Here is a 22,390-nt window from a genome sequence, read left to right as displayed (position 1 = left end):
CACGCAATTGCCCAAATATTGGGCGTAAGATTTGGGTTTGACGCGCATTTGGCCAGAATGGATTTACTTCCGATGGTCACGGATTTTTACTTCCACTCAATGAGAGAACGAATTGATCGCCCTTCCCCATGACCGCCGACCCAAAATTGCTGGTTTTCTCTGATCTCGACGGGACGCTGTTGGATCATCACAATTATAGTTGGGCGGCTGCTCAGCCGGGACTTCAACGCTTGTCGGAAATCGGCGCGGGGCTTGTATTGGCCAGCAGCAAAACAGCGGCAGAGATTGCACCGCTGCAGCAGGAACTTGGTGTTACGCGAATGCCGGCAATTGTCGAAAATGGGGCGGGTATCCTATGGCCCGATGCGCCCGATATTGAAGGTGACCATTATCAGGACTTGCGCACGGCGCTTTCCCAACTGCCCACGGGATTTGTCGGGTTTGGCGATATGTCCGATCAGGATGTGGCAGATGCGACGGGGCTCAACCCCGTTCAAGCCGCCCGTGCTCGAACGCGGAAATTCAGCGAGCCCGGGCTGTGGATGGGCACGGAGGCCGAGTTAGACCACTTCGTAGCACAAGCGCGCAACATGAGTCTTTTTGCCCGTCGCGGGGGGCGGTTCCTGACCGTATCCTTCGGAAAAACCAAGGCGGACGCCTTAAGGGAAGTTGTTCAGCAGCTAAGACCAAGCCGATCAATCGCCTTGGGTGACGCGCCAAATGACATCGAAATGCTAATGGCTGCGGATCAAGGCGTCGTGGTTGCAAATCCGGATGGGCCGGGCATTCCGCCTTTTCCACCTCATATCGAACCACGCATATTCAGGACAGACAGCAACGGTCCCCAAGGTTGGTCGGAGGCCATCCTGACCCTGACTGCAGAGTTCTGACAAAAACAAGGCGAACGACATGGCAGACTTCCATCAGAACGGAAATATAACGACGCTGCACAATTTGCGCAGCAGACCCAGTGGTCACCTGTCACATGAGATTTCGGTCTTTGCACAGACCCGCAAGATCACCCTGATCCTTCCGTGTCTTTATTCCGAGCTGGAGGGGCCGGCCCTCGCTGGTATCCTCAAGGAACTGTCGCAGGTCCCGTATCTTCACCGCGTCATCATCGGCCTGGACCAAGCGGATGAAGAACAGTACCGCAAAGCCCGTGCGTTCTTTGCCGACTTGCTGCAAAACCACGCTGTTATCTGGAATGACAGCCCTCGTCTGACGCATCTTCAGGAACATCTGAAAGCCTTGGGCCTTGCGCCGCAGGAACCCGGCAAGGGTAAGAATGTCTGGTCTTGTATCGGCTATCTTCTGGCCTGCGCGGACAGTTCCGTTATGGCGATTCACGATTGCGACATTGTCACGTATAACCGCGAGATGCTGGATCGGCTGGTTTATCCGGTGGTCAACCCGACCTTTCCGTTTCAGATGGCCAAAGGGTTTTACCCCCGTATCGGGTCCGGCAAGCTGAACGGTCGTGTGACGCGTCTTCTGGTCAGTCCGCTGCTGATCGCGTTGAAAAAGGTAATCGGGGACCGGGATTACCTCGATTATCTGCGTAGCTTCCGCTATCCACTGTCGGGTGAGTTTGCAATTCGCACCCCTACCCTGCCCGATTTGCGCATTCCTTCCGACTGGGGGCTTGAGATCGGAGTGCTGTCCGAAGCGTGGCGAAATCTGGCCCCGAAATCCGTCTGTCAGGTCGAAATTGCCGACAATTATGACCACAAACATCAGGAGCTGTCCCCCGAGGACGCAAATCGTGGCCTGTCGCGCATGTCCACCGATATCTGCAAGGCGATCTTCCGCAAACTGGCCGCCGACGGCACGGTGTTCACGCCCAATACCTTCCGTACACTCAAGGCGACCTATTACCGCTCGGCGCTGGACTTGCTCGAAGGGTATTACACCGACGCCAAGATGAATGGGTTGGAATTGGACCGCCACAAGGAAGAGAAATCCATCGAACTGTTCGCCGAAAATATCATTCGCGCCGGGCAGGTGTTTCTGGACAACCCGCACGAGACGCCGTTCATTCCCACATGGAACAGGGTCCATTCGGCTGATCCTGAATTCCTGCTGCGCCTCAAGGCGGCGGTGTCCGACGACCTGGACGAATTCAGCCCGCGTTCGTGATCCAGCGGCACTGATACGGGGCCAGCACAATATCGGGGCCGTTGGTGGCCAGGATTTCTCCAGTCAGGGCGTCCGTCCAGGTTTCCTCGGCAATCATGTTGATCTCGGCAGGGCTGACGTGGACCAGCTCGGCCGAGACATTATGCAGCGCAAAGATCGACTGGCTGCGATCCAGACTTTGCCGCCAGATGCCAAAGACGCGATCATCCAACCGCAGGGTGAATTGCGTGGCGTTCGGGTGAAAGGCCGCCTGTTGCGCCCGCAGGCGCAGACGTTTGGACAATTCGGACAGCACCAGCGCCTGATTTGACCCCGGATCGGCCAGCCTTGCCAGCAGGTCAGGGTAATGCCAGCGATGCCGGTTGATTGCCCGGTTCATGCCCCGCCGCGCAACAGCCTCGTGATCATTGGGTGTGGCCAGCAGGGAATGGATGTAAAAGGCCGGTATCCCTTCCAAAGACATCACGATGGTCTGTGAACAGATGAACCGCGCCAGATGGTATTGATCGGGGCCTTGAAATGTCTCGGCCATGGCTTCGAAATAGCCGCAGTTCAACTCATAGGGTTCTTCGCGCCCATCAGGCAGCGCGCGCATCGAAACCAGCCCGCCAATGCGGCGCACCGTGTCGATCATGCGCTCTTTTTCGTCGGGCGGCAGCAATCCCTCGGCCGGACGCATCCCGATCCCATCGTGGCTGGCGGTGAAATTCAGATACGCGCAGCCCAACTGGGCCGGAGGCATCGCGGCTTGCCATTCGCTCAGATATTGCGCTGTGCCTGACTGCATTGCGTGCAGGATCAAAGGGGGCAGCGGGAAATTGTAAACGGCGTGCGCCTCGTTCCGGTTGCCGAAGTAACTCAGATTCTCGGTCCGCGGGACGTTTGTTTCGGTCAGCAGTACAAGTGTTTCAGTTGCATAGTCGCACAGCAACCTGAGAAGCTGCACGATCGCATGGGCTTGTGGCAAGTGAATGCAGTTGGTGCCGATTTCCTTCCAGATGAAAGCCACCGCATCCAGTCGCAATATCCGCACGCCTTTGTCGATATGCAGACGGATAATCCGCAACATCTCGACCAAAACCTCGGGGTTCGAGAAATCCAGATCGACCTGATCGTGGCTGAACGTGCACCAGACGTATTTCTCACCCTCGCTGGTATCCACTTGCCGCAGCAACGGCGTGGTGCGGGGGCGCACAACCTCGGACAGATCATCTTCGGGTGACGCTTCAAAAAAGAACCGGTCGTGCGGGGATTTGCCCTGAAGGTAGTTGGTGAACCACGCGCCCTGGCTTGAGACATGATTCAACACGAGATCGGACATCAGATGAAAATCGTCCGCGATACGCGTGATATCCGTCCAGTCACCAAGCTGAGTGCTGACGCTATAGTAATCGGAAACAGCGAACCCGTCGTCCGAAGTGAAGGGAAAAAACGGCAAGATGTGAACGCCGTTGACCACCCCGGTCAGGTGTCGAACGAGAAAATCGTGTAACAGGTCCAGGGGTTTGTGCGCCTGATCTTCAATCGAGTTACCATAGGTTATCAGGACGCTGTCGTTCTCTGACCACAACTTATTGCCGGGCTTGCGGCCTTGTTTGCGCCTGTGCGTATTGGACGGCCAAAAGGCATCGGATACCTGTCGCGCCAATTCCGATTGATCATGGTCAGGGTAGATCTGAACAAGCAGGTCAATCAGGCGTCGGGAGAAGCTGGTATTATCACTGGTCAAGAGTCACAGGCCCTTCGCTGCATCCGCCTGATGGTTTTCCAGAACGGTCAGCCTGTCAAACCGAACGGCGGTTCTTTGACTCAACCTGCACCACCTTGCACATTTTTTGGACATGTAACCGGTAACAGAAGGCTCACACAGCGTAGCGGGTCATGAACATATCAACTGCCTGCCGCGCCACTTCGTCGATTTCAGACTGGGAAAAGCTATTCTGAATGCCAAATGCGGCACGGGCCCAGATGCGCACTTTACAAAGCTCTGAGAATTGTTCTGCGGCGATCTGCAAATCGTCGATGGCAAGCTCGCCTTGATTAACGGCCTTCCTAAAGTATTCCACCAAGTGCCGGACGCCGTTTTGCGGACCGGCCTCATAAAATGCTTGACCCAATTCCGGGAACCTGTCGCGTTCGGCCACGCAAATGCGGAAAACCTGCTGCGCAAACTCGGACACCAGAAAAGTAGTTAGTTGGGTTGCAGCTACAGTCAGCACCTCGCGCACTGGTTTGGAATCGTCGATCATCGACAAGACGTTTTCAGCCATCCGGCTGCATTCGGTGTGAGCAACTTCCATGAACAAAAGGCGTTTGTCAGGAAAGTAGCTGTACAAGGTCGCCTTTGAGACACCAGCCGCGCGTGCGATATCGTCCACACTTGCGCCTTCGAAACCATCCGCCATGAATACTTCACGGGCACCGCGTACCACTTGATCGAATTTGCGACCTGTACGCAGGATGGTGGCTGACTCGGGCATTGTTTCTCCTTGGCTGCAGGTTCCAAGTTTATAAACCGTTCAGTTCAGATTCAACGATTCTCGCAGAAACTCCCTTGGGTGAACTACCGGACCCGCTTTGGGCAAGCGGGCTTGCCGCCAGTTCAAACCGTGCTAACACTCTGGCCATGGTCGATATCTTTCTGCGCACACTTCCTTTCTTTGCGATCATAGGCCTTGGATATTGGGCCGGGCGCAGCCGTTTTTTCTCGGAAGATGCAACAGCGTATCTAACAAAATTTGTCTTCTATTTTGCGTTGTCGGCGATGCTGTTTCGATTTGCCGCCACGCTTCCGTTTGCTGAAATCTTCAATGCGAAGTTGGTGCTGGGATACCTTCTGGGCACCTTCGCCGTCTATGCGCTGGCAACATTCGTTGCCTGGATCAGAGGTCTGGACATCCCCACTTCGGCCGTCGAAGCGCAGTGCGCAGCCATTGGCAATGTTGGCTTTTTGGGCCTGCCGATGCTGGCGCTTCTGTTCACCGAGGCCGCAATCGGGCCGGTTATGTTGGTCCTCACAGTGGATCTTGTCGTCTTTTCGTCGTTGATCGTCATCTTGATCAACGGAGGGCGGGATGGGCGGCTGACCCCGTCTACGTTTCGGTTGATTGCTGTTGGGCTGATAAAGAACCCCATGATCGTTTCGATCTCGGCCGGGATGCTGTGGTCTGCGTTTCAAGTCCCGGTCCCAGTACCACTGAACGACTTTCTGGCAATTTTGGGTGGTGCCGCGACGCCCGGAGCCCTGTTTGCAATTGGCGCGTCATTGGCCAGCAAGTCGGCGGAACGCGTGCAAATCGCGGGTTGGCTCAGCTTTTGCAAACTGGTGGTACATCCTGCCTGTGTCGCAATCGTCCTGATTTGGGTGATCCCCGTCGCGACATTTCCTGCGTCAATAGCCATCGCTGCGGCCGCTCTGCCGGTTGCGGGAAACGTTTATATGCTTGCCGCACATTACGGCGTTGCGCCGCATAGAGCATCGGCGGCAATCCTTCTTTCTACTGCCGCAAGTATTCTGACTGTACCCGTCGTGATTGCGTGGGTGGGAACGCTTTAGGTTTCTGCGCTTCGAATTATCCCCTTAACCGTCGCGCACAGGCTTTACGCAGCGGTTTGGTAAGGGTAGCCATGGCCCGAACCTAACGTAAGGACACGAGCCAGATGGAAACCCTTTCGGAAAACGCCTGTTTCGGGGGCGTGCAAGGCGTCTATCGCCATACCTCCTCCGCGTGTAACTGCGACATGACCTTTGGCTTGTTCTTGCCCGCCGAAGCAAAAGACGGACCCGTCCCTGTACTGTGGTATCTGTCCGGGCTTACATGCACCCATGAAAACGCAATGACGAAGGCCGGGGCGCAGTCGTGGGCGGCTGAACAGGGAATTGCGGTCGTGTTTCCCGATACTTCGCCGCGCGGTGAAGGCGTGGTTGATCACGAGGATTACGATCTGGGTCAGGGCGCCGGGTTTTATGTCAACGCGACGCAAACCCCATGGGCCCCCCACTTCAAGATGTGGGATTATGTGGCCGAGGAACTGCCCGCGCTGCTGGCAGAGCATTTCGCGATTGATATGGATCGTCAGGCCATCACTGGGCATTCCATGGGTGGCCATGGTGCGCTGACGCTGGCGATGAACTTGCCGGGGCGGTACCGTTCAGTTTCGGCCTTTGCGCCGATCTCGAATCCGACGGGGGCGGATTGGGGCCGCAAACAACTGGCCGCCTATCTAGGGGATGATGAGGGCGCCTGGGCCAAGCATGATGCCTCGCTGATGATGAAGGAAAAGGGTTTTGACGGACCTGTCCTGATCGACACCGGGGCCAGTGACCAGTTCATCGACCTGCTGCGCCCCGAGGCGCTGGCAGAAGCCATTGCAGAGCGTCGCCAGCAGGCCACCTATCGCCTTCAGCCGGGCTATGATCATTCGTATTTCTTTGTATCGACCTTCATGGAAGATCACATCACCTTTCACGCAGAGGCGCTGTACGGAGACTGAGGCATGAGCGACTTTGATTACGACCTGATCATCATCGGGTCTGGCCCCTCGGGGCGGTCGGCAGCGATTCAGGCGGGTAAGCTGAAACGCCGGGTGCTGGTGATCGACCGAAAGGATCGGTTCGGCGGCGTGTCAGTACATACCGGTACGATCCCGTCAAAAACCCTGCGTGAAACGGTTCTGAACCTGTCGGGCTGGCGCGAGCGCAGCTTTTATGGCCGCTCGTACCGGGTGAAGGATCAGATCCGCGCCGACGACCTCAAGGCGCGTCTGCACATGACGCTGGATCATGAAGTTGACGTTCTGGAACATCAGTTCAACCGAAACCATGTGGAAACCCTGAATGGGCTGGCGCGATTTGTCGGCCCGCATGAGGTTGAGGTTGCGACCGACGCTGGTGACACGACCCGCCTGACCGCCGCAAAGTTTCTGATCGCGACCGGGACCAAAACTTACCGCCCCGACTATGTGCCATTTAATGGCAAGACCGTGGTCGATGGGGATGACTTTCTTGAAATGGCCGAAATCCCAAGGTCGCTTTGCGTGATTGGCGCGGGTGTGATTGGGGTGGAATATGCCACCATGTTTTCGGCGCTGGACGTGCGGGTTACGCTGATCGAACCGCGCGACACGTTTCTGGATTTCATCGACAGCCGCCTGATCCACGATTTCACTCACCAGATCCGCGAGAACGGCGTGGACCTGCGTCTGGGTTCTGCGGTCGAAAAGATCGAAGACGCAGGCGGCCATGTCGAGGTGACATTGGCCAATGGGCGTCACGTGCGGTCCGAGATGCTGCTATTTGCGGCTGGCCGAATGGGTGCGACTTCGGCCCTGAACTTGTCTGCTGTGGGGCTTGAGACAGACCACCGCAACCGGATCAATGTGGACCGCAAAACCTATCAGACTGCCGTGCCGCATATCTATGCGACGGGCGACGTGATCGGGCATCCTTCGCTGGCATCGACATCGCTGCAGCAGGGCCGCGTCGCCGCGTGTCACGCCTTGGAGACCCCTACTCTTCCGGAAAGCCCGTGGTATCCCTATGGCATCTATTCGGTGCCCGAGATTTCCACCTGCGGCATGTCCGAGGAAGAACTGCAGGAGCGCGGCATCCCATACGAGGTCGGCGTGGCACGATTCCGCGAAACCTCTCGCGGGCATATCATGGGCTTGGAACATGGTATGCTGAAGATGCTGTTCTCGCTAAAAACCCGGCGGGTTCTTGGCGTGCAGATTGTCGGCGAAGGCGCGACCGAACTGATCCACATCGCGCAGGCGGTGCTGAACCTGAAGGGAACGGTGGACTATTTCGTACAGAATACGTTCAACTATCCGACGCTGGCCGAGGCGTACAAAATCGCAGGTCTGGATGCTTTCAACCGAATGCCCATTCCGGATGAGTTCAAGGTGCGCAAGACATCAGCCGAAAAAAAGGCGAAGAAGGCGTGACGACGCTGTTCATCGACGCCGACGCCTGTCCGGTTAAAGCCGAGGCTGAACGCGTCGCTACGCGGCACAAGGTACAGATGGCTCTTGTCTCCAATGGTGGCTTGCGGCCTTCGGCCAATCCACTGGTGCAAATTGTTATCGTATCTGAGGGTGCGGATGAGGCCGATAAGTGGATCGCTGAACGTTGTGGCGCAGGCGATGTGGTTGTCACGTCCGATATCCCGCTTGCCGCGAAATGTGTTGAGGCTGGCGCGCGCGTATTACGCCCCAACGGCGAAGCGTTCACCGCAGCCAATATTGGACAACAACTGGCTATGCGTGACCTGATGGCAGACCTTCGCGCCGCCAATCCGCTTGGTGCTGGCGGTGGCGGCAAACCCTTTGGCAAAGCCGACAGATCGCGGTTTCTGGACGCGCTGGAACGGGAATTGAGGGCAGCGCAAAAAGCATAGTCCTCGCGCCGGGGGGCGTTTTGCGCTGCGGTTGGGTCTTGTCAATCGGCGCCTGGCTTGATTCAGTCGGCGCCGACGTAAACCTTCAGAACAGGTGTGCCCATGGCGGTTGAAGCCGTAGTTTTTGACATCGGAAATGTCCTTATCGAATGGCAGCCCGAACGTTACTACGACAAGGTGATCGGCGAAGACCGTCGCCGGGCCATGTTTGAAGAAGTCGATCTACATGGAATGAACGACCTTGTGGATCAAGGACATCACTTCACGGACACGATCTATGACTGGGCCGAGAAATACCCCAAGTGGCGCGAAGAAATTCGGATGTGGCACGATAAGTGGATCGAACTGGCCGCGCCCGAAATTCCGCATTCGGTCCGTTTACAGCGTGCTTTGCGGGGAAAAGGCGTGCCAGTTTTTGCTCTGACCAATTTTGGAGTACAGAATTTTGACTATGCGACAACGGTCTACCCATTTCTGAACGAGTTCGACAGGCACTATGTTTCGGGAAGGCTGCAAGAGGTCAAACCGCACGTCCCTATCTACCAAATGGTCGAAGAAGACTGCGGCCTTTCACCCGATACTTTGTTGTTCACCGACGATCGCCTTGAAAACATTGAAACGGCGCATTCACGTGGATGGCAGACGCACCACTTTGAGGGCGCGCAGGGGTGGGCTGACCGCCTTGTCAAAGAAGGGCTGTTGAAGCCCGAAGAAGCCGTCTAGCTCAGGCGGGGACTGCATCCCTGTTTTCACGTATAGGCAGGTGAACGATTGCGCTGAATGCCCCGATTGCGACCCCAATCCACCAAACCAGCGTGTAATCGCCATATTGATCATAAAGGCGTCCCCCAAGCCAAATACCCAGAAAACTGCCAAGCTGGTGGCTGAAAAAGATAATCCCGTAAAGGGTGCCCATGTAGCGCAAACCATAAAGATGCGCGACCAGACCCGAGGTCAGCGGCACGGTTGCGAGCCAAAGCGAACCCATGACCAACGAAAAGACAACCACGGAAAGTGGTGTGATCGGAAAGATAATGAAGGCTGCGGCCGCAAAAGTTCGCGCGGTGTAGACGGACGCCAGAAGGTATTTCTTAGGATAGCGACTTCCGGCCCATCCCGCCAGCAAGGTCCCTCCGATATTCGCCAGACCAATCAAAGAGATGGACACGGCCCCCAGCGCCGATGTCGTTGTGATGCCAATGGAATGTAAAATACCCCCCGACATGATCGGGCCGCACATCTCGGTCACGAAGGCAGGGAAATGGGCTGTCACAAACCCAAGCTGATACCCGCAGCTAAAGAACCCAAGAAAAATGAGGGTGTAGGAAGGATCGCGAAGGGCCCGCCCCAATATTTCCCCCATGCTTTCCTGTAATTCTGCCTTCGACACCGTTTGCGGTGCCCGCATGAAAGGCAGCGTCAAAATCAACGCAAGAATCGCGATGGCGAAGACGATAAATACTTGCTGCCAAGGAAGAAATGTCAGCATCCATTCGGCTGCCGGAGCACCAATTATCTGCCCACAACTGCCGGCGGCGGTTACCAAGGCAAGAGACATTGACCGGTTTTCATCCGAAGAGGCGCGACCAACGACGGCAAGCACAAGGCCAAATCCCGTCCCGGCAATGCCGAACCCAACAAGCCAAGCATACATCTGATGTTCGAGCGGCGTCACCGACCACGCCGACAGCACCATACCAGCGGCATAAGTCAGTGCCCCCAACACGATGGCACGCCGGTCGCCGGTTTTTTCCGCAATAGCGCCAAATATGGGCTGTCCGAATCCCCATGCCAGATTCTGAATCGCGATAGCCATCGAAAAATCTGTGCGCAGCCATCCGAACTCTTGTTCAATCGGGATCTGGAACACACCAAATGACGCGCGCACGGCGAAACTGACCGTCACGATAATACAACCGACGATCAGGATAGGATTCAGAAGGCGCGGTGGCTGGGGCATTGAAACCTCATGACATTGGAAGGCAGACGCTAAATCAAAAATTAGTCCGGTCAATTCAGAAGTTTTGGGGCCGTAGATAAGCAAAATTGATGCAGGGCAGGTCTGGCTGCTTTTCAATGCGCGATGCAGAGGGTATGCCTCGGGCTATGACGGATTTGATTTCGCTTTATGAGGCTCGCGTCGCAGATGGAACCCTCACACGGGATGACGCGCAAGAGGCAGTTCTACCGCATTTTGAACGCATCCGCTCAACGTTGGCGAAACCGGTAAAGCGCGGTTTGTTTCGCAAGCCACCCCCGCCGCCTAAAGGATTGTATCTGTGGGGCGGCGTTGGGCGCGGCAAGTCCATGTTGATGGACATGTTCGTCGACGCTCTTGACGGCATTCCGGCTAGGCGCGTGCATTTTCATGCCTTCATGCAGGAAATTCATGCCGGTATGCACAAGGCCAGAAACGATGGTGTTGAAGATGCCTTGGCCCCAGTTGCGGACGCCGTCGTCAAGTCGGTTCGGTTGCTGGCATTTGATGAAATGCAGATCACGGATATCACGGATGCCATGATCGTTGGGCGTCTGTTCGATCTGCTGCACGCAGGTGGGGTTGTCGTGATCACGACGTCGAACCGTCACCCTGACGACTTGTACAAGGATGGTTTGAACCGGCAACTCTTCCTGCCATTCATTGCCCATATCAAGGAACAGCTGCAGGTGTGGGAGCTGATCTCGCCAACGGATTATCGCCAAAACCGTTTGGAAGGTGCGCCTGTCTATTTCTCACCCATTGGACCTGAAGCACGGCAGAACATCAGCTCGGTCTGGAACGACCTGTCCGGCGGCGTTGCAGATCCGCTGATACTGCAGGTCAATGGCCGTGCGGTCGAGTTACCTGAGTTTCGGAATGGCGTTGCGCGGGCCAGCTTCTATGATCTTTGCGGCCGGATGCTGGGACCTGCGGATTATCTTGCCATCGCAGAGGCGGTCAAGGTTCTGGTGCTAGAGGATATCCCCCGTCTGTCGCGGAACAACTTTAACGAAGCCAAGCGCTTTGTGACGTTGATTGATGCGTTGTACGAGGCCAAAGTGCGGCTGATCTGCTCGGCAGCGGCTGAGCCGGAGATGCTGTATGTCGAAGGTGAAGGCACCTTTGAATTTGAGCGTACCTCGTCACGTCTGCGGGAAATGCATGATCAGGATTGGGGGAATTAGGGGGCTCTGCCCCCGCCGCGGCAAGCCGCGCCTCCCCCGGGATATTTTTAGGCCAGGTGAAGTATCAGGCGTTTTCGCGCAGGACGTTCCCAGCCAGATAGAGGGAACCGCAGATCAGGACGCGAGCCTGAGGATCATTGCCGACAATGGACTGAAGGGCATCTGTGACGCTGTCTGCAGTGGTCGATGCCAGTCCTACCTGGGCGGCGGCGGCGGCGGTTTCATCCGCGCTAAGAGTTGCGGCCTCGCCCGGAATTGAAACGGCCGTCAGGCTTTGGCACTGATTGGCCAAGGGCTTTAGGTACCCGGTTACATCTTTTGTGTTCAGCATGCCGCAGATCATATGCGTTGGGCGTGACGGAAGTTTCGCAAGCACATCCGCAAGCGCAACACCCGCGGCGGCGTTGTGACCGCCATCCAGCCATAGTTCAGCATCTTGGGCTTGCTCGACCAAGGGACCCGACTTTAACCGTTGCATCCGTGCGGGCCATTCGGCCTTTGTTACTGCGGCCTCATACGCGTCGTCCCCCAGATCCAAATGACGCATGACGGCAAGGGCCGCGCCTGCGTTCTGAATCTGGTGCGCGCCCAGGAGGTTCGGCAGTGGCAGGTCACGGAGACCTGTTTCGTCCTGATACACGAGACGCCCGTTTTCTTCGACGACATGCCAGTGCTGGCCATGAATCAACAGGGGTGCGCCAAGGCGAGCGGCGGTGTATTCAATCACCTCCAGCGCTTCATCTTGTTGCGGCCCAACGATACAAGGGACCCCGGGTTTGATGATGCCCGCCTTCTCGGCCGCTATTTTTCCAAGGGTATTCCCCAGAAACTGTTCATGGTCGATGGATACAGGGGTGATTACTGTGACCGCAGGATTGTGCACGACGTTTGTCGCGTCCAGACGTCCACCCAATCCGACTTCGAGCAGGGTGTAATCCGCAGGCGTGCGTGCAAATGCTAGCAGCGCGGCGCAGGTTGTTATTTCAAAATACGTGATGGTATCGCCGTTATTCGCGGCGTAACACTCGTCCAGTACTTCGGTAAGTGCAGGTTCAGAAATCAATTCTCCGGCGAGGCGGATGCGTTCGTGAAACCGTGCCAGGTGAGGTGAGGTATAGGCATGGGCCTTAAGACCTGCCCCTTCCAACCCGGCGCGGATCATGGCCAGGGTCGACCCCTTGCCATTTGTTCCGGCAATATGGATGACGGGCGGTAGTTTTTCCTGCGGATAGTCCAATGCGACCAGCAAACGCCATACGCGGTCCAAGGTCAGGTCAATGATCTTGGGGTGAAGCGCCATCATCCGTTCGAGGATGAGGTCCGACGACTGAGGGGTCATTTCTCTTGTGCAGTGTCAGCCGGATTGCCGGGCTGTGCTTCTTCAGGTTTGGGGGCTGGAAGGTCACCTTTGACCGCAGGAGGTTGATTCATCAACATCCGCGTGATGGTGATCAGTTCCTCACGCATTTCTGTACGCTTGGTTACCCGGTCCAACATCCCATGATCCAAAAGGTATTCCGCGCGCTGGAACCCTTCGGGCAGCTTTTCGCGAATTGTTTGTTCAATAACGCGCGGCCCGGCAAAACAGATCAGAGCGTTGGGTTCTGAGATATGCACGTCGCCCAGCATCGCATATGATGCCGTAACCCCGCCGGTCGTCGGATGGGTCAGCACGACAATGTAAGGCAGGTTGGCTTCCTTGAGCATTTCGACTGCCACCGTTGTACGCGGCATTTGCATCAGGCTTAGTATGCCTTCCTGCATCCGTGCGCCACCCGCAGCCGAGAACAGGATCAGCGGGCGCTTGAGTTTTACGGCCTCTTGCGCGGCGGCAATGATGGCGTTGCCGACATACATGCCCATCGACCCACCCATGAAGGAAAAGTCTTGTGCGGCGGCAATAATCGGCGTGCGTCCGATTTCACCCTTGGCAACAAGCATCGCTTCTTTTTCGCCCGTCTTTTTCTGGGCCGCCTTCATGCGATCGGGATATTTTTTCTGATCCCGAAACTGCAGCGGGTCGTCTTTGGGGGCGGGAACGTCTACCTCGGTGAAGATTCCGCCATCAAAAAGATGCTTGAACCGGTCCCGCGGCGTGATCGCCATGTGATGGTCGCACTGGGTACAGACATTTTGGTTTTCCGCCAGCTCGCGGTGAAACAGCATCGTCCCGCATTCGTTGCATTTGTGCCAAAGGTTTTCGGGCACTTCCCGACGCGAGAAGATCGAGTTGATCCGGGGGCGGACGTAATTTGTGATCCAGTTCATATCGGAACCTTGCTAGTGCGGCTTGGAGGTCAAATAAGACGCTGCGGAAAGAAATGCAATCAACGCCTGAGCGCAAGGCGTGCTGTCAGCCAGCCGACGATCATGACGGCGAAGTCTACATATAACCATCCGCGCACCATATCCGTGTCGGACATGTCATAGGGCAGAATGAAAAGGGCCAGGCCGCTCAAGTTGTCTGGCAACGAGATCAGCAGCAGCGCAATAAGGTTATTGAAGAAATGCAAGGCGATAGCCGGACCCAGTGTGCCGGACCGCGCCGTGAGGTCAGCCGCAAGCAGGCCGAACATGCAAGACCACAACGCGATCAGCCCCGCATTGTCCCCTGCAGCAGCCGGCGCGTAGTGGCCGAGGGCAAATAACAGGGACGGTAGTCCCATCCAAATGATGGGGGACTGGAACCGAGCTGCAAGGCTTTGTTGTATGTACCCGCGAAACAGCACTTCCTCGGCGCTGGTTTGAATCAGTACCGCTAGCAGCGACAGCGGCAACAGCATTAACCACGTGGAGAGACCCAGATTAGGGGTCAACGGAGCCCCCATGTCATAGGGTGGCAGGACTGCGATCACCAAACCAAGGATCAGCAGCGCGCGAAACACAACCCAGAATTGGCGCGCACTTCTTCGAAATGAGCCAAGAACAGAACCCAGCGACCTATTTTGAAGCCGCCGAACCGCCATCCTGACGCCTAGCGTGACGAAGCCAAAACTAGACAATAAAATAATCATCGCCAGCGGTGTAGACCCTGTCAAAAACCCTTCGGCCACCGCATTTGACCCAAAGCCCACAACCACGCTGAATAGAACGAGGTTCATTACGGTGACCACAACAGCGACCAAGCCCAAGCCGACAAGCAGGCGCCAAAGCTCGGGCTTTGGGCGCGCTTCGGCAACCAGACCTTCATGTGCGGCGTAGTACGCTGGGCGGGGTTCAGACACGGTCACTTTCACCTTCTGCTAGGTCAAACTCTTCCCAGAATTCGGTTGAATCTTTGGTGGCGTTTATTTGATCTGCCAGAGAATTCAGATAACCCGCAACGGTTTCAAGCAATTGAACGGCCACACCTGCATCGCTTTCGACGACAGCGCGAAGTTCCTCCGCACCGATTCGAAGGAACGAACAGTCGCTGACCGCGACCAGATTCAACTGCCTTGGATCATTGGTTATGATTGAAAGATCGCCGATCAACCGGCCCGGCCCGACCGTTGAAATCGGACGGGAACCGCCGCCGTCTTCGGGCCATTCAAGACTGGCCTCACCGGAAATGCAAAGATACGCCGCATCCGGCGCTTGCCCGTGAGAGAATATCACCTGCCCGGCTGCCACATCATACCATTGCGCCGAAAACGCCAACAGGCGCTGGTTTTTGGCATCTATTCCGGCGAACAGTTCGGTCGATGAAATGATCTTCAGCTTGCGGCCCAGATCGCCGACAACGCTGGCGTCTTCCTCGGCGGTCGCTTTCGAGACACCGTCGATGCGCCCATCTTTGATCTCGACGAACAGGTCATAGGCTTCGGGATGGGCAAAGCTGTCCTCCATGAAGATCATGATCGAATCCGGCAACAACTCGCGCAGCTTCAGTCGCGTGCGCAGGCGGCTTTCGGAATCGTGGCTGGCCAGCGCCTTGTCGAGGATCAGCACATCGGGGCGCTTGATCCCCGCACGCGAGAAGGCGGCCCTTTCCTGGAAGACCGTCGGCAAGTTGTTTCCACCCAAGCCGGATGGCAGGTCATAGATGATGGCGGCTGCTCGGCGACGTAAACCGGCCTCGTTCATGGTTTCCGCAACAACATCCTCGATCTCATCCGCATGGGCCCCTGCCGTCAGTGAAATCCGACCAAACAGAGCATTCTCCATAGCCGTCATGCGCCCGATATAGGCATCAGGGTCTACGGGGATGAACATGCCATCCATTGATGTTCGCAGCCGTTCAGCCTGATTGCTTCGGATCGAAAGGATCTTTTCTTTGTATTCATCCGGGAAATCCGGGCCGATCTGCTCGGCCGTCAACAGGAAAGGGACCGTTAGCAGCAATGCGCGCTCGCGTTCGCTGATCGCGTCGTCGCCCTTAGCAATGCGCCGTTCCTCGATATCCAGCAGCCGATAGTACATCTCCTTGGTCATACCAAGGCGCAGGAACAGCGGGTGGTCTGTCCCGTCGCGCCCAAACGTGCGGTTCAGTGTCTTGAGAACCGCGCTTGAGATACCCATCGCGTCATCGTCCAACTCATGCGCGCGCAGCATGGACATGAACCGTCCGTCACCGGCCAGAATATCCGGAGAAATGTCCCGCGACGGAGCCGCATAAAGCAGGTTGCCGCCCAAGGGAACGGCTGGATTGAACCGATCCGGGTCGAACCGGTAAACATAGCGATCCAACCCTCTGTCCCTAAGCCGCTCGGCAACAACGTCGCGCAAACCCACGATGTCACGCGCAAGTGTCGGGTGCTGAACCGGGTCGAACTGGCTGCGCAACGTGCGGCGGAACATGAACTCGTCAATGCCCATCGCTTCAACAAGTTGGAACCACCAATCGCGGATTTCTTCGGCATCTTCCAGACCGGCCAGTCCGGGATCAATCCAGTCATCAGACAAGGAATCCACTGGGTTTCCGGCGCGTTCCGCTTCGATCTGCCATCGGCTAGGGGCCTTTTTTGCGTCTTCCTCATGCTGAGGATGGGTTCGCAGCGGCATAAGCAGGTTGTCCCCCAGCGTGCCATCAAACAGGTAAGGGCGAGAATATGCATATCCGATCCGCGCCGCGATCACAGCCTGATGCAAGCCCTGAAGATCGTGCCCTGCTATGACGACGCCCCCCTGAACCGGCAAAATTTCCCGGGTCAGCAATTGTGCCAAAGCGCTGCGTTCGGCCGCGTTTGATGACTTGATGGCCACACGGGCACCCTTGGGTATGGTCAAGTCGATGTCTTCCAGGACCGTCTTTCCGTCACCATCGCGAACGGTGATGTTCTGAAGCTGAATCGCGCCCGTGAGATGAGGAATGGTCTCGGGTTCGCCCAAAAACAACTCTTCGGGGATCATGTTGTCAGGCGCAAAACGCTCGGTCACAACTTCCCACCGCAGCGACATGTCCTGCACCTGATTGTAATAGGTCAGCAGGTCTTTCCACGGGCCGCTGAGATCCTTGTAAGCACCCAATGCGGCGACAAGCGCGCCCACAGTCACCTCGCCCTTGATCGCAAGATACCCGCCTACTGAATAGAACAGGAACGGCGTGATCTGCGTGATCAGGTTGTTGAGGAACTTCATGAAGAACTTCTTGTTGTAGATCTTGAAACGGATTTCGAACAAGGTTCCCAAACGGTGACTGAACTGTGCCAGGCGATACCGCCAACCGCCATTGGTGCGAAGATCACTGATCCCTGCCGCGCTTTCGCCGATCTCGGAACTCAGTCTGCGCACTTCCTGAATGCGATCTTTGTTCAGAAGGTTGATCTGCCGCTGTAGCTTAGGGATCAGCCAGGCCTGCAGCGGGATCAGTGCGATACTGGCCAAACCAAACCAGACGCTTTGCATGAACAGAAAAGTGACAATAGTCATCATCTGACCAAACTGAAACACCGGCTGTGCGATGGCGTCGCCCATCAGCCCGCCCATCGGCTCGGCCTCGGATGTGATCATGGATACCAACTCACCCTGACTGGTGGTGGCAAAATAGGACTTGGGAAACCGCATGGTACGATGGATCAGCGTAAAGCGCAGGCGGCGCAGCATCCGTTCGGCCAGCACGCCCTTCATTGTGTTGATCCGCATCTTCATCAATCCGCTGGCAATCACGGTCGCCAGAAACGCAACGCAGAGGATCAGAAGATACTGCACCTGCGTGAACGTCACGCCCATTACCGTCACGCTATCACTGGGCGCACCGATGGCATCGTTGATGATCTGCTTTGGCAGTTCGAGCGAGGCATAAAGAAACGGAAACGAGAATACAGTCAGAACCAGCAACACAAGCTGTTGTTTCTTTGAATATTTCCAGATGAATGAAAAAAGAGTGGGTTCCATGCCCCGGCCTTGTATCAAAAATTGGTATGCAGTTTTTCGGATGATCCACAGCAATCAGGTGCCGGACGGTACGCATAGACCCGGTTGATTGCAAGAACGCCGCCTGACGTATCAGAACGCCACCGGACTGCCCAGCCCAAAGCGTAATGGCGTTTCGCGAAAATTAATCCTGTTTGTTCGAATTCCGCTTTATCCTGATCGCTGTCTTTGACTAAAGAGAAGTACCTTCAGGCGATAGGATTATGGGCAGACTTCTGGATCGCTATATACACCGCAAAGTTCTTGCGCGTTGGCGTCAGGCTGCACAGTCTGCATCAGACGCCGCGCCCGCGACTTTGCGCGCACAACGAGACGAGGCGCGCAGGCTGCGCGGTCACCTCGACCACTTGATTCACGAAGCAGACGGTCAACTGATGCGCCCGCTGATTGGCTCGTCTCAGTTTCCTAAGCCGCTGGGAACAGATTGGTACTGGCGGCCGGATCTTTGGCGGGGACCGCTGCCGCGTTCCGGTGTGGCATCGGCCCCTCGTAAAGTCACGGTGGATCAGCATGTGTCTTTGTTTCATGACTGCCGTTTGTCCGAGATTGGAATCCGACAAACGCGAAACACGCGGGACGCCGACCTTGCCGCATTTGGACTGAGCCTTGAAGTATTCGGGTTCACCGGATCATTTCTGTCCCTGACCGTTGATTTGCCTGTTGAGGCCACGCAAGGATTCAGCAAACAACATCTGGTGCGGGTTGACGTGCATGCCGAGGCAGAGCGCCCATCAAGCATCATGGCGCGGCTGAATATCCAGCACGGCCCAAATACCGATCAGGTCCTGCGTCCGCTTGACATATCCCACACCTCCAGCGTGGCAGATTTCGATCTTGCGCATTTACCTTTGAATGAACGGCGCATTGATAAGGTTTGGCTGGACTTGATCATGGACAATCCCGCAATGAACCGCATCATTCTGCGCGACCTGACCTTCTGCCGCCACTTCCGTGCCGATTTGTGAGTTACTTGGATATGACACCCCCTATTCTGACGCCCATCCGACTGGAAAACGGCATCTGGCACGGGCACCTTTCAGCAGAAACGGAACCTCGGATCGAAGTTCGGTATCTGGGGCAAGAACTGGATGGTGTTGCCTTGTCTCCGACCAAAGGCGGATGGGCTCTGAGCGTAGAAGTCCCCACCGCAGCCTTGTCCGACGGGGTCCACAGTTTTCTAATCGTGGACCGGGAAACGTCACAGAAACTTGCTGATTTCACTGTGATCGCTGGAACGGCGGCGGCTGACGACATAAGAGCCGAGATCAACTTGCTGCGCGCCGAACTGGATATGTTGAAGCGCGCTTTCCGCCGGGTACAGACGTCGGGCGACTAGGCAATCGACCCCCTGGAGACCGCATAACCCTATCTTTCGGCTTGTTTCCATGCATCATAGATGCATTTTTCGGGAACAGGGTGCGTTCATGGACCGAGCCAGCATAATCAAGGTTATCGCGCTGATGGTGACAGGGTTCGGCATCGGCATCGACTTTACGGGTGCCTTGATATTGGTACCCGCGATCGAAAACAGCTTTGACGCTGATATCACCAGCACTCAGTGGGTGCTGAATATCTATGCCCTGTTTTTTGCCATGACCATGGTCGCGGGTGGCCGCATGGGGGATATGTTTGGCCATCGCAGGATGATGCTGATTGGCCTTTCAATCTTTCTGTTTTCCTCGGTCATGTGTTTTGTTTCGCCAAGCCTGGATTTTCTGATCGCGTCACGTGCCTTGCAGGGGATCGGCGCAGGATGCGTGTGGCCCTGCACTTTGGCCTTCGGTGCCACCAAGGTTTCCAAACCAGAACACAGAGCCATGATCATGGGTCTGATCCTTGCCGGCGTAACCACCGGCAATGTCTTCGGTCCGATGATCAGCGGCATGGCCGTCAGCTTTGGTGACTGGAGGATGTTCTTTCTGGCAAATGTCGTCTTCTCGACCATTTCGATGGTGACAGCTCTTGTTTTGATGGAGCGTGAAACTCAGCACAAAAAGGGCGAGCACCTGGATTTCGCTGGTATGGGCCTTCTGTCCTTTGCGGTTTTGTTACTGCTCTACGGGCTGGACGTGGGTGCCGATTGGGGATGGACGTCAGTCCCGTTACTAATGCTGTTCTTCGTCAGCGCCGTCTTGTTTTTCTTTTTCCCGATGGTCGAAAAGCGTGTGAAAGAGCCGTTGCTGATGCCGCAAATGATGCAGAACCGCGAGTTCCGAATTACGCTGGGCCTTAACATGTTCAATGTATCGGCGGCCTTTGTCGGATTGCTGTATTTCCCGCAATATATGCAAAAGGTTCTGGGCTGGTCGGTGTTTCATTCGGCGCTTGGCCTTGCCCCGCTGACCGTTTTGTTGGCCGTCGGGTCGATCGTTTCGGGTACGCTTTATAATGACTTTGGCCCCAAACGCCTGCTGCTCTGGGGCTATCTCATCGCAACCGTGGGTGCAGTCAGTATCGTCGTGATGCCCAGTGGCCTTGGCTATTTCCAGATTTTGCCCGGCATGGCGATGATTGGCTTGGGTGCCACGCTTACTGTCGGGCCCTCCGGCACGGCCGCTGTCTGCGCCGTCAAGCCTGAACGCGCGGGGCTGGTAGGCGGATTAAGCTTTATGACCCACCTGGTCTATGGGGCGATCTCGGTCGCCTGTGCAACGGCGATCATGTATGTCACCAGCCTGTCCAGTCTTGGCAAAAGGCTTTCCGAGGACGGCATCAACATGTCAGAGGCGGATCAAAGGGCCATTAACGGGGGAACCCTGACAACGGACTCAGCAAAGGCGGTCATGTCCAAGCTCAGTTCGGCAGAAGCGGAAAGCGTTAAGTCCGCAATCGCTGCAGCGTTCGACACCGGTATGAACATGGCGTTTGTCTTTGCCGCCATATCTGTTTCGGTGGGTGTCGTTCTGGCGATGATGCTAGACGAAGACAAGCTGCGCAGCGTCGAAAGCTGAGGGAAAGAAAAAGGGCCGCCAGTTGGCGGCCCTGGTATCTTATTGGGATGGCCCATTTGGACTAAACGCTGAAAGACCCTTGAGAATGTCAATGGCATAGGCCAGTTGATAATCCTCTTCCCGTAGTTCAGCCGTTTCCTCGGCCTTGGCGCGATCTTCCTCTATCTGGCGAATCTCATCTTCGCTCAGACTGTCATTGTTCAGGCTGCCACGCAGATCAGCCTCGGACCGGGTGCGCGCATCGCTTTCGTCTTCTTCTGTTTCTGGCGCCGAACGCGGTTGCTCGACGATGATGTCCGGGCTGACACCAAGCGCCTGAATCGAGCGGCCCGACGGGGTATAGTAGCGCGACGTGGTCAGGCGCATTGCGCCGTCGCCCCGCAGAGGCATGACGGTCTGTACCGACCCTTTACCAAAGCTCTTAGTCCCAACAACAATCGCACGGCGGTGATCCTGAAGCGCACCTGCGACGATCTCGGACGCTGATGCAGATCCACCATTGATCAGCACGACAATTGGCTTGCCTTCGGCCAGATCGCCCGGCGTTGCATTAAACCGCTCGCCATCATTTGCGTCACGGCCGCGGGTCGAGACAATCTCGCCTTCGTTCAGGAAGGCATCAGACACTTTGATCGCCTGCGTCAACAGCCCGCCCGGGTTGTTCCTGAGGTCGAGGACAACGCCGTTGACCTTGTCGATACCGCCGATTTCGGCGATCTGCTCATTCAATCCTTCTTCCAGATTGGGGAAGGTCTGGTCGTTGAAAGTGGTTACACGCAGCACGACGCTTGTGCCTTCGGTCCGGGCGCGCACAGCAGTCAGCTTGATCGTGTCGCGGATGATGGTGACGTCAAAAGGATCAGTTTCACCTTCCCGGACGACCGTGATGATAATCTCGGACCCGACAGGGCCGCGCATCAGGTCAACGGCCTTATCCAGCGTCAGCCCCAAGATGCTTTCGCCATCAACATGCGTGATGAAGTCTCCTGCCTCGATCCCCGCCTCATCCGCCGGAGTACCGTCGATGGGTGAGACGACTTTTACAAAGCCTTCTTCCTGTGTGACCTCGATGCCCAACCCACCGAACTCACCCCGGGTTTGGACGCGCATCTGCTCGGCGTCATCAGGCGACAGATAGCTTGAATGCGGGTCCAGCGATGTCAGCATCCCGTCAATCGCGGCTTCAATCAGTTCTTCGGGCTCAACCTCTTCGACATATTGCGCGCGAATGCGTTCAAAAATATCGCCAAACAGGTCCAGTTGCTCATACACGCTGGCCTTGTTTTCGGCCTCTTGAGCAAGCAGGGGACCGGCAATCTGTGTCGTTGCGACGATACCTGCCAGGGTTCCGGCCAAACCGGCCATCACAAATTTCTTCATACT

Annotated in this window: 19 protein-coding genes; 11 read left to right on the top strand and 8 right to left on the bottom strand. The window is 56.2% G+C overall.

Features of this window, described 5'->3' with window-relative positions; translation table 11 throughout:
• The first annotated feature begins 128 nt into the window (after window positions 1–128).
• Entirely contained in the window at window positions 129–890 is a 762-nt protein-coding gene (locus GOX75_RS18805; protein ID WP_171125696.1) for a mannosyl-3-phosphoglycerate phosphatase, read from the top strand.
• A gap of 19 nt (window positions 891–909) precedes the next feature.
• The gene (locus GOX75_RS18800; protein WP_171125694.1) at window positions 910–2,139 is read left to right on the top strand and encodes a glycosyl transferase; all 1,230 of its coding nucleotides are present in this window, start codon (window positions 910–912) and stop codon (window positions 2,137–2,139) included.
• Here the strand turns inward: GOX75_RS18800 and GOX75_RS18795 are convergent.
• Window positions 2,123–3,868, bottom strand: coding sequence for a sugar phosphorylase (locus tag GOX75_RS18795; protein WP_171125692.1), 1,746 nt, complete (start codon window positions 3,866–3,868; stop codon window positions 2,123–2,125). The two genes, GOX75_RS18800 and GOX75_RS18795, sit on opposite strands and share 17 nt — an antisense overlap.
• Before the next feature lie 133 nt (window positions 3,869–4,001).
• The gene (locus GOX75_RS18790; RefSeq protein ID WP_171125690.1) at window positions 4,002–4,619 is read right to left on the bottom strand and encodes a TetR/AcrR family transcriptional regulator; all 618 of its coding nucleotides are present in this window, start codon (window positions 4,617–4,619) and stop codon (window positions 4,002–4,004) included.
• A gap of 146 nt (window positions 4,620–4,765) precedes the next feature.
• Between GOX75_RS18790 and GOX75_RS18785 the strand changes: the two genes are divergently transcribed.
• The 5 genes from GOX75_RS18785 (at window position 4,766) to GOX75_RS18765 (ending at window position 9,260) form a co-directional block, all read left to right on the top strand.
• Window positions 4,766–5,695, top strand: coding sequence for an AEC family transporter (locus tag GOX75_RS18785; protein ID WP_171125755.1), 930 nt, complete (start codon window positions 4,766–4,768; stop codon window positions 5,693–5,695).
• 104 nt (window positions 5,696–5,799) lie between these two features.
• The gene (gene fghA, locus GOX75_RS18780) at window positions 5,800–6,633 is read left to right on the top strand and encodes an S-formylglutathione hydrolase (RefSeq protein WP_171125688.1); all 834 of its coding nucleotides are present in this window, start codon (window positions 5,800–5,802) and stop codon (window positions 6,631–6,633) included.
• Window positions 6,634–6,636: 3 nt separating this feature from the next.
• Entirely contained in the window at window positions 6,637–8,085 is a 1,449-nt protein-coding gene (gene sthA, locus GOX75_RS18775; RefSeq protein ID WP_171125686.1) for a Si-specific NAD(P)(+) transhydrogenase, read from the top strand.
• Window positions 8,082–8,537 carry a YaiI/YqxD family protein gene (locus tag GOX75_RS18770; RefSeq protein WP_171125684.1) on the top strand — a complete coding sequence of 152 codons (456 nt, stop codon included), beginning with the start codon at window positions 8,082–8,084 and terminating at the stop codon, window positions 8,535–8,537. The genes sthA and GOX75_RS18770 overlap by 4 nt, the downstream gene beginning before the upstream one ends.
• 102 nt (window positions 8,538–8,639) lie before the next feature.
• Window positions 8,640–9,260 carry an HAD-IA family hydrolase gene (locus tag GOX75_RS18765; protein ID WP_171125682.1) on the top strand — a complete coding sequence of 207 codons (621 nt, stop codon included), beginning with the start codon at window positions 8,640–8,642 and terminating at the stop codon, window positions 9,258–9,260.
• A gap of 1 nt (window position 9,261) precedes the next feature.
• On the opposite strand, the gene GOX75_RS18760 is transcribed toward GOX75_RS18765, so the two are convergent.
• A complete protein-coding gene (locus GOX75_RS18760) occupies window positions 9,262–10,497 on the bottom strand; it encodes an MFS transporter (protein ID WP_171125680.1) in 1,236 nt (411 codons plus the stop codon).
• Window positions 10,498–10,643: 146 nt separating this feature from the next.
• Between GOX75_RS18760 and zapE the strand changes: the two genes are divergently transcribed.
• Window positions 10,644–11,702 (top strand): cell division protein ZapE, encoded by a 1,059-nt coding sequence (zapE, locus tag GOX75_RS18755; RefSeq protein WP_171125678.1) that lies wholly within the window; start codon window positions 10,644–10,646, stop codon window positions 11,700–11,702.
• Window positions 11,703–11,766: 64 nt separating this feature from the next.
• Here zapE and GOX75_RS18750 read toward each other — a convergent pair whose 3' ends face one another.
• Genes GOX75_RS18750 through GOX75_RS18735 form a run of 4 tightly spaced genes read right to left on the bottom strand, consistent with a single transcriptional unit; the run spans window position 11,767 to window position 18,017 of the window.
• Window positions 11,767–13,041: a folylpolyglutamate synthase/dihydrofolate synthase family protein gene (locus GOX75_RS18750; protein ID WP_171125676.1), complete on the bottom strand. Its 1,275-nt coding sequence runs from the start codon at window positions 13,039–13,041 to the stop codon at window positions 11,767–11,769.
• The gene (gene accD / locus GOX75_RS18745) at window positions 13,038–13,970 is read right to left on the bottom strand and encodes an acetyl-CoA carboxylase, carboxyltransferase subunit beta (RefSeq protein WP_171125675.1); all 933 of its coding nucleotides are present in this window, start codon (window positions 13,968–13,970) and stop codon (window positions 13,038–13,040) included. Before accD ends, GOX75_RS18750 begins: the two co-directional genes overlap by 4 nt.
• Window positions 13,971–14,029: 59 nt before the next feature.
• Complete coding sequence (locus GOX75_RS18740) at window positions 14,030–14,926, bottom strand: type II CAAX endopeptidase family protein (RefSeq protein ID WP_171125673.1); 897 nt, start codon at window positions 14,924–14,926, stop codon at window positions 14,030–14,032.
• Complete coding sequence (locus GOX75_RS18735) at window positions 14,919–18,017, bottom strand: ABC transporter transmembrane domain-containing protein (protein ID WP_171125671.1); 3,099 nt, start codon at window positions 18,015–18,017, stop codon at window positions 14,919–14,921. The genes GOX75_RS18740 and GOX75_RS18735 overlap by 8 nt, the downstream gene beginning before the upstream one ends.
• 242 nt (window positions 18,018–18,259) lie before the next feature.
• Between GOX75_RS18735 and GOX75_RS18730 the strand changes: the two genes are divergently transcribed.
• The 3 genes from GOX75_RS18730 (at window position 18,260) to GOX75_RS18720 (ending at window position 21,007) form a co-directional block, all read left to right on the top strand.
• Window positions 18,260–19,021: a DUF6478 family protein gene (locus GOX75_RS18730; RefSeq protein WP_171125669.1), complete on the top strand. Its 762-nt coding sequence runs from the start codon at window positions 18,260–18,262 to the stop codon at window positions 19,019–19,021.
• A gap of 11 nt (window positions 19,022–19,032) precedes the next feature.
• A complete protein-coding gene (locus tag GOX75_RS18725; protein WP_171125667.1) occupies window positions 19,033–19,392 on the top strand; it encodes a hypothetical protein in 360 nt (119 codons plus the stop codon).
• Between the two features lie 88 nt (window positions 19,393–19,480).
• On the top strand, window positions 19,481–21,007 hold the full coding sequence (locus tag GOX75_RS18720; RefSeq protein WP_171125665.1) for an MFS transporter: 1,527 nt from the start codon (window positions 19,481–19,483) through the stop codon (window positions 21,005–21,007).
• A gap of 39 nt (window positions 21,008–21,046) precedes the next feature.
• On the opposite strand, the gene GOX75_RS18715 is transcribed toward GOX75_RS18720, so the two are convergent.
• Entirely contained in the window at window positions 21,047–22,387 is a 1,341-nt protein-coding gene (locus GOX75_RS18715) for a S41 family peptidase (RefSeq protein ID WP_171125663.1), read from the bottom strand.
• Window positions 22,388–22,390: the final 3 nt, after the last annotated feature.

Source organism: Ruegeria sp. HKCCD7251, from assembly GCF_013031165.1.
Classification (GTDB): domain Bacteria; phylum Pseudomonadota; class Alphaproteobacteria; order Rhodobacterales; family Rhodobacteraceae; genus Ruegeria.
This window is presented reverse-complemented; position numbering and strand designations above follow the sequence as displayed.

Excerpts from the sequence above, each read along its gene's own strand:
- GOX75_RS18805 (WP_171125696.1), top strand. The coding sequence starts at position 129 with ATGACCGCCGACCCAAAATTGCTGGTTTTCTCTGATCTCGACGGGACG.
- GOX75_RS18800 (WP_171125694.1), top strand. The coding sequence starts at position 910 with ATGGCAGACTTCCATCAGAACGGAAATATAACGACGCTGCACAATTTG.
- GOX75_RS18790 (WP_171125690.1), bottom strand. The coding sequence starts at position 4,619 with ATGCCCGAGTCAGCCACCATCCTGCGTACAGGTCGCAAATTCGATCAA.
- GOX75_RS18785 (WP_171125755.1), top strand. The coding sequence starts at position 4,766 with ATGGTCGATATCTTTCTGCGCACACTTCCTTTCTTTGCGATCATAGGC.
- fghA (WP_171125688.1), top strand. The coding sequence starts at position 5,800 with ATGGAAACCCTTTCGGAAAACGCCTGTTTCGGGGGCGTGCAAGGCGTC.
- sthA (WP_171125686.1), top strand. The coding sequence starts at position 6,637 with ATGAGCGACTTTGATTACGACCTGATCATCATCGGGTCTGGCCCCTCG.
- GOX75_RS18765 (WP_171125682.1), top strand. The coding sequence starts at position 8,640 with ATGGCGGTTGAAGCCGTAGTTTTTGACATCGGAAATGTCCTTATCGAA.
- GOX75_RS18760 (WP_171125680.1), bottom strand. The coding sequence starts at position 10,497 with ATGCCCCAGCCACCGCGCCTTCTGAATCCTATCCTGATCGTCGGTTGT.
- zapE (WP_171125678.1), top strand. The coding sequence starts at position 10,644 with ATGACGGATTTGATTTCGCTTTATGAGGCTCGCGTCGCAGATGGAACC.
- GOX75_RS18750 (WP_171125676.1), bottom strand. The coding sequence starts at position 13,041 with ATGACCCCTCAGTCGTCGGACCTCATCCTCGAACGGATGATGGCGCTT.
- accD (WP_171125675.1), bottom strand. The coding sequence starts at position 13,970 with ATGAACTGGATCACAAATTACGTCCGCCCCCGGATCAACTCGATCTTC.
- GOX75_RS18735 (WP_171125671.1), bottom strand. The coding sequence starts at position 18,017 with ATGGAACCCACTCTTTTTTCATTCATCTGGAAATATTCAAAGAAACAA.
- GOX75_RS18730 (WP_171125669.1), top strand. The coding sequence starts at position 18,260 with ATGGGCAGACTTCTGGATCGCTATATACACCGCAAAGTTCTTGCGCGT.
- GOX75_RS18725 (WP_171125667.1), top strand. The coding sequence starts at position 19,033 with ATGACACCCCCTATTCTGACGCCCATCCGACTGGAAAACGGCATCTGG.
- GOX75_RS18720 (WP_171125665.1), top strand. The coding sequence starts at position 19,481 with ATGGACCGAGCCAGCATAATCAAGGTTATCGCGCTGATGGTGACAGGG.
- GOX75_RS18715 (WP_171125663.1), bottom strand. The coding sequence starts at position 22,387 with ATGAAGAAATTTGTGATGGCCGGTTTGGCCGGAACCCTGGCAGGTATC.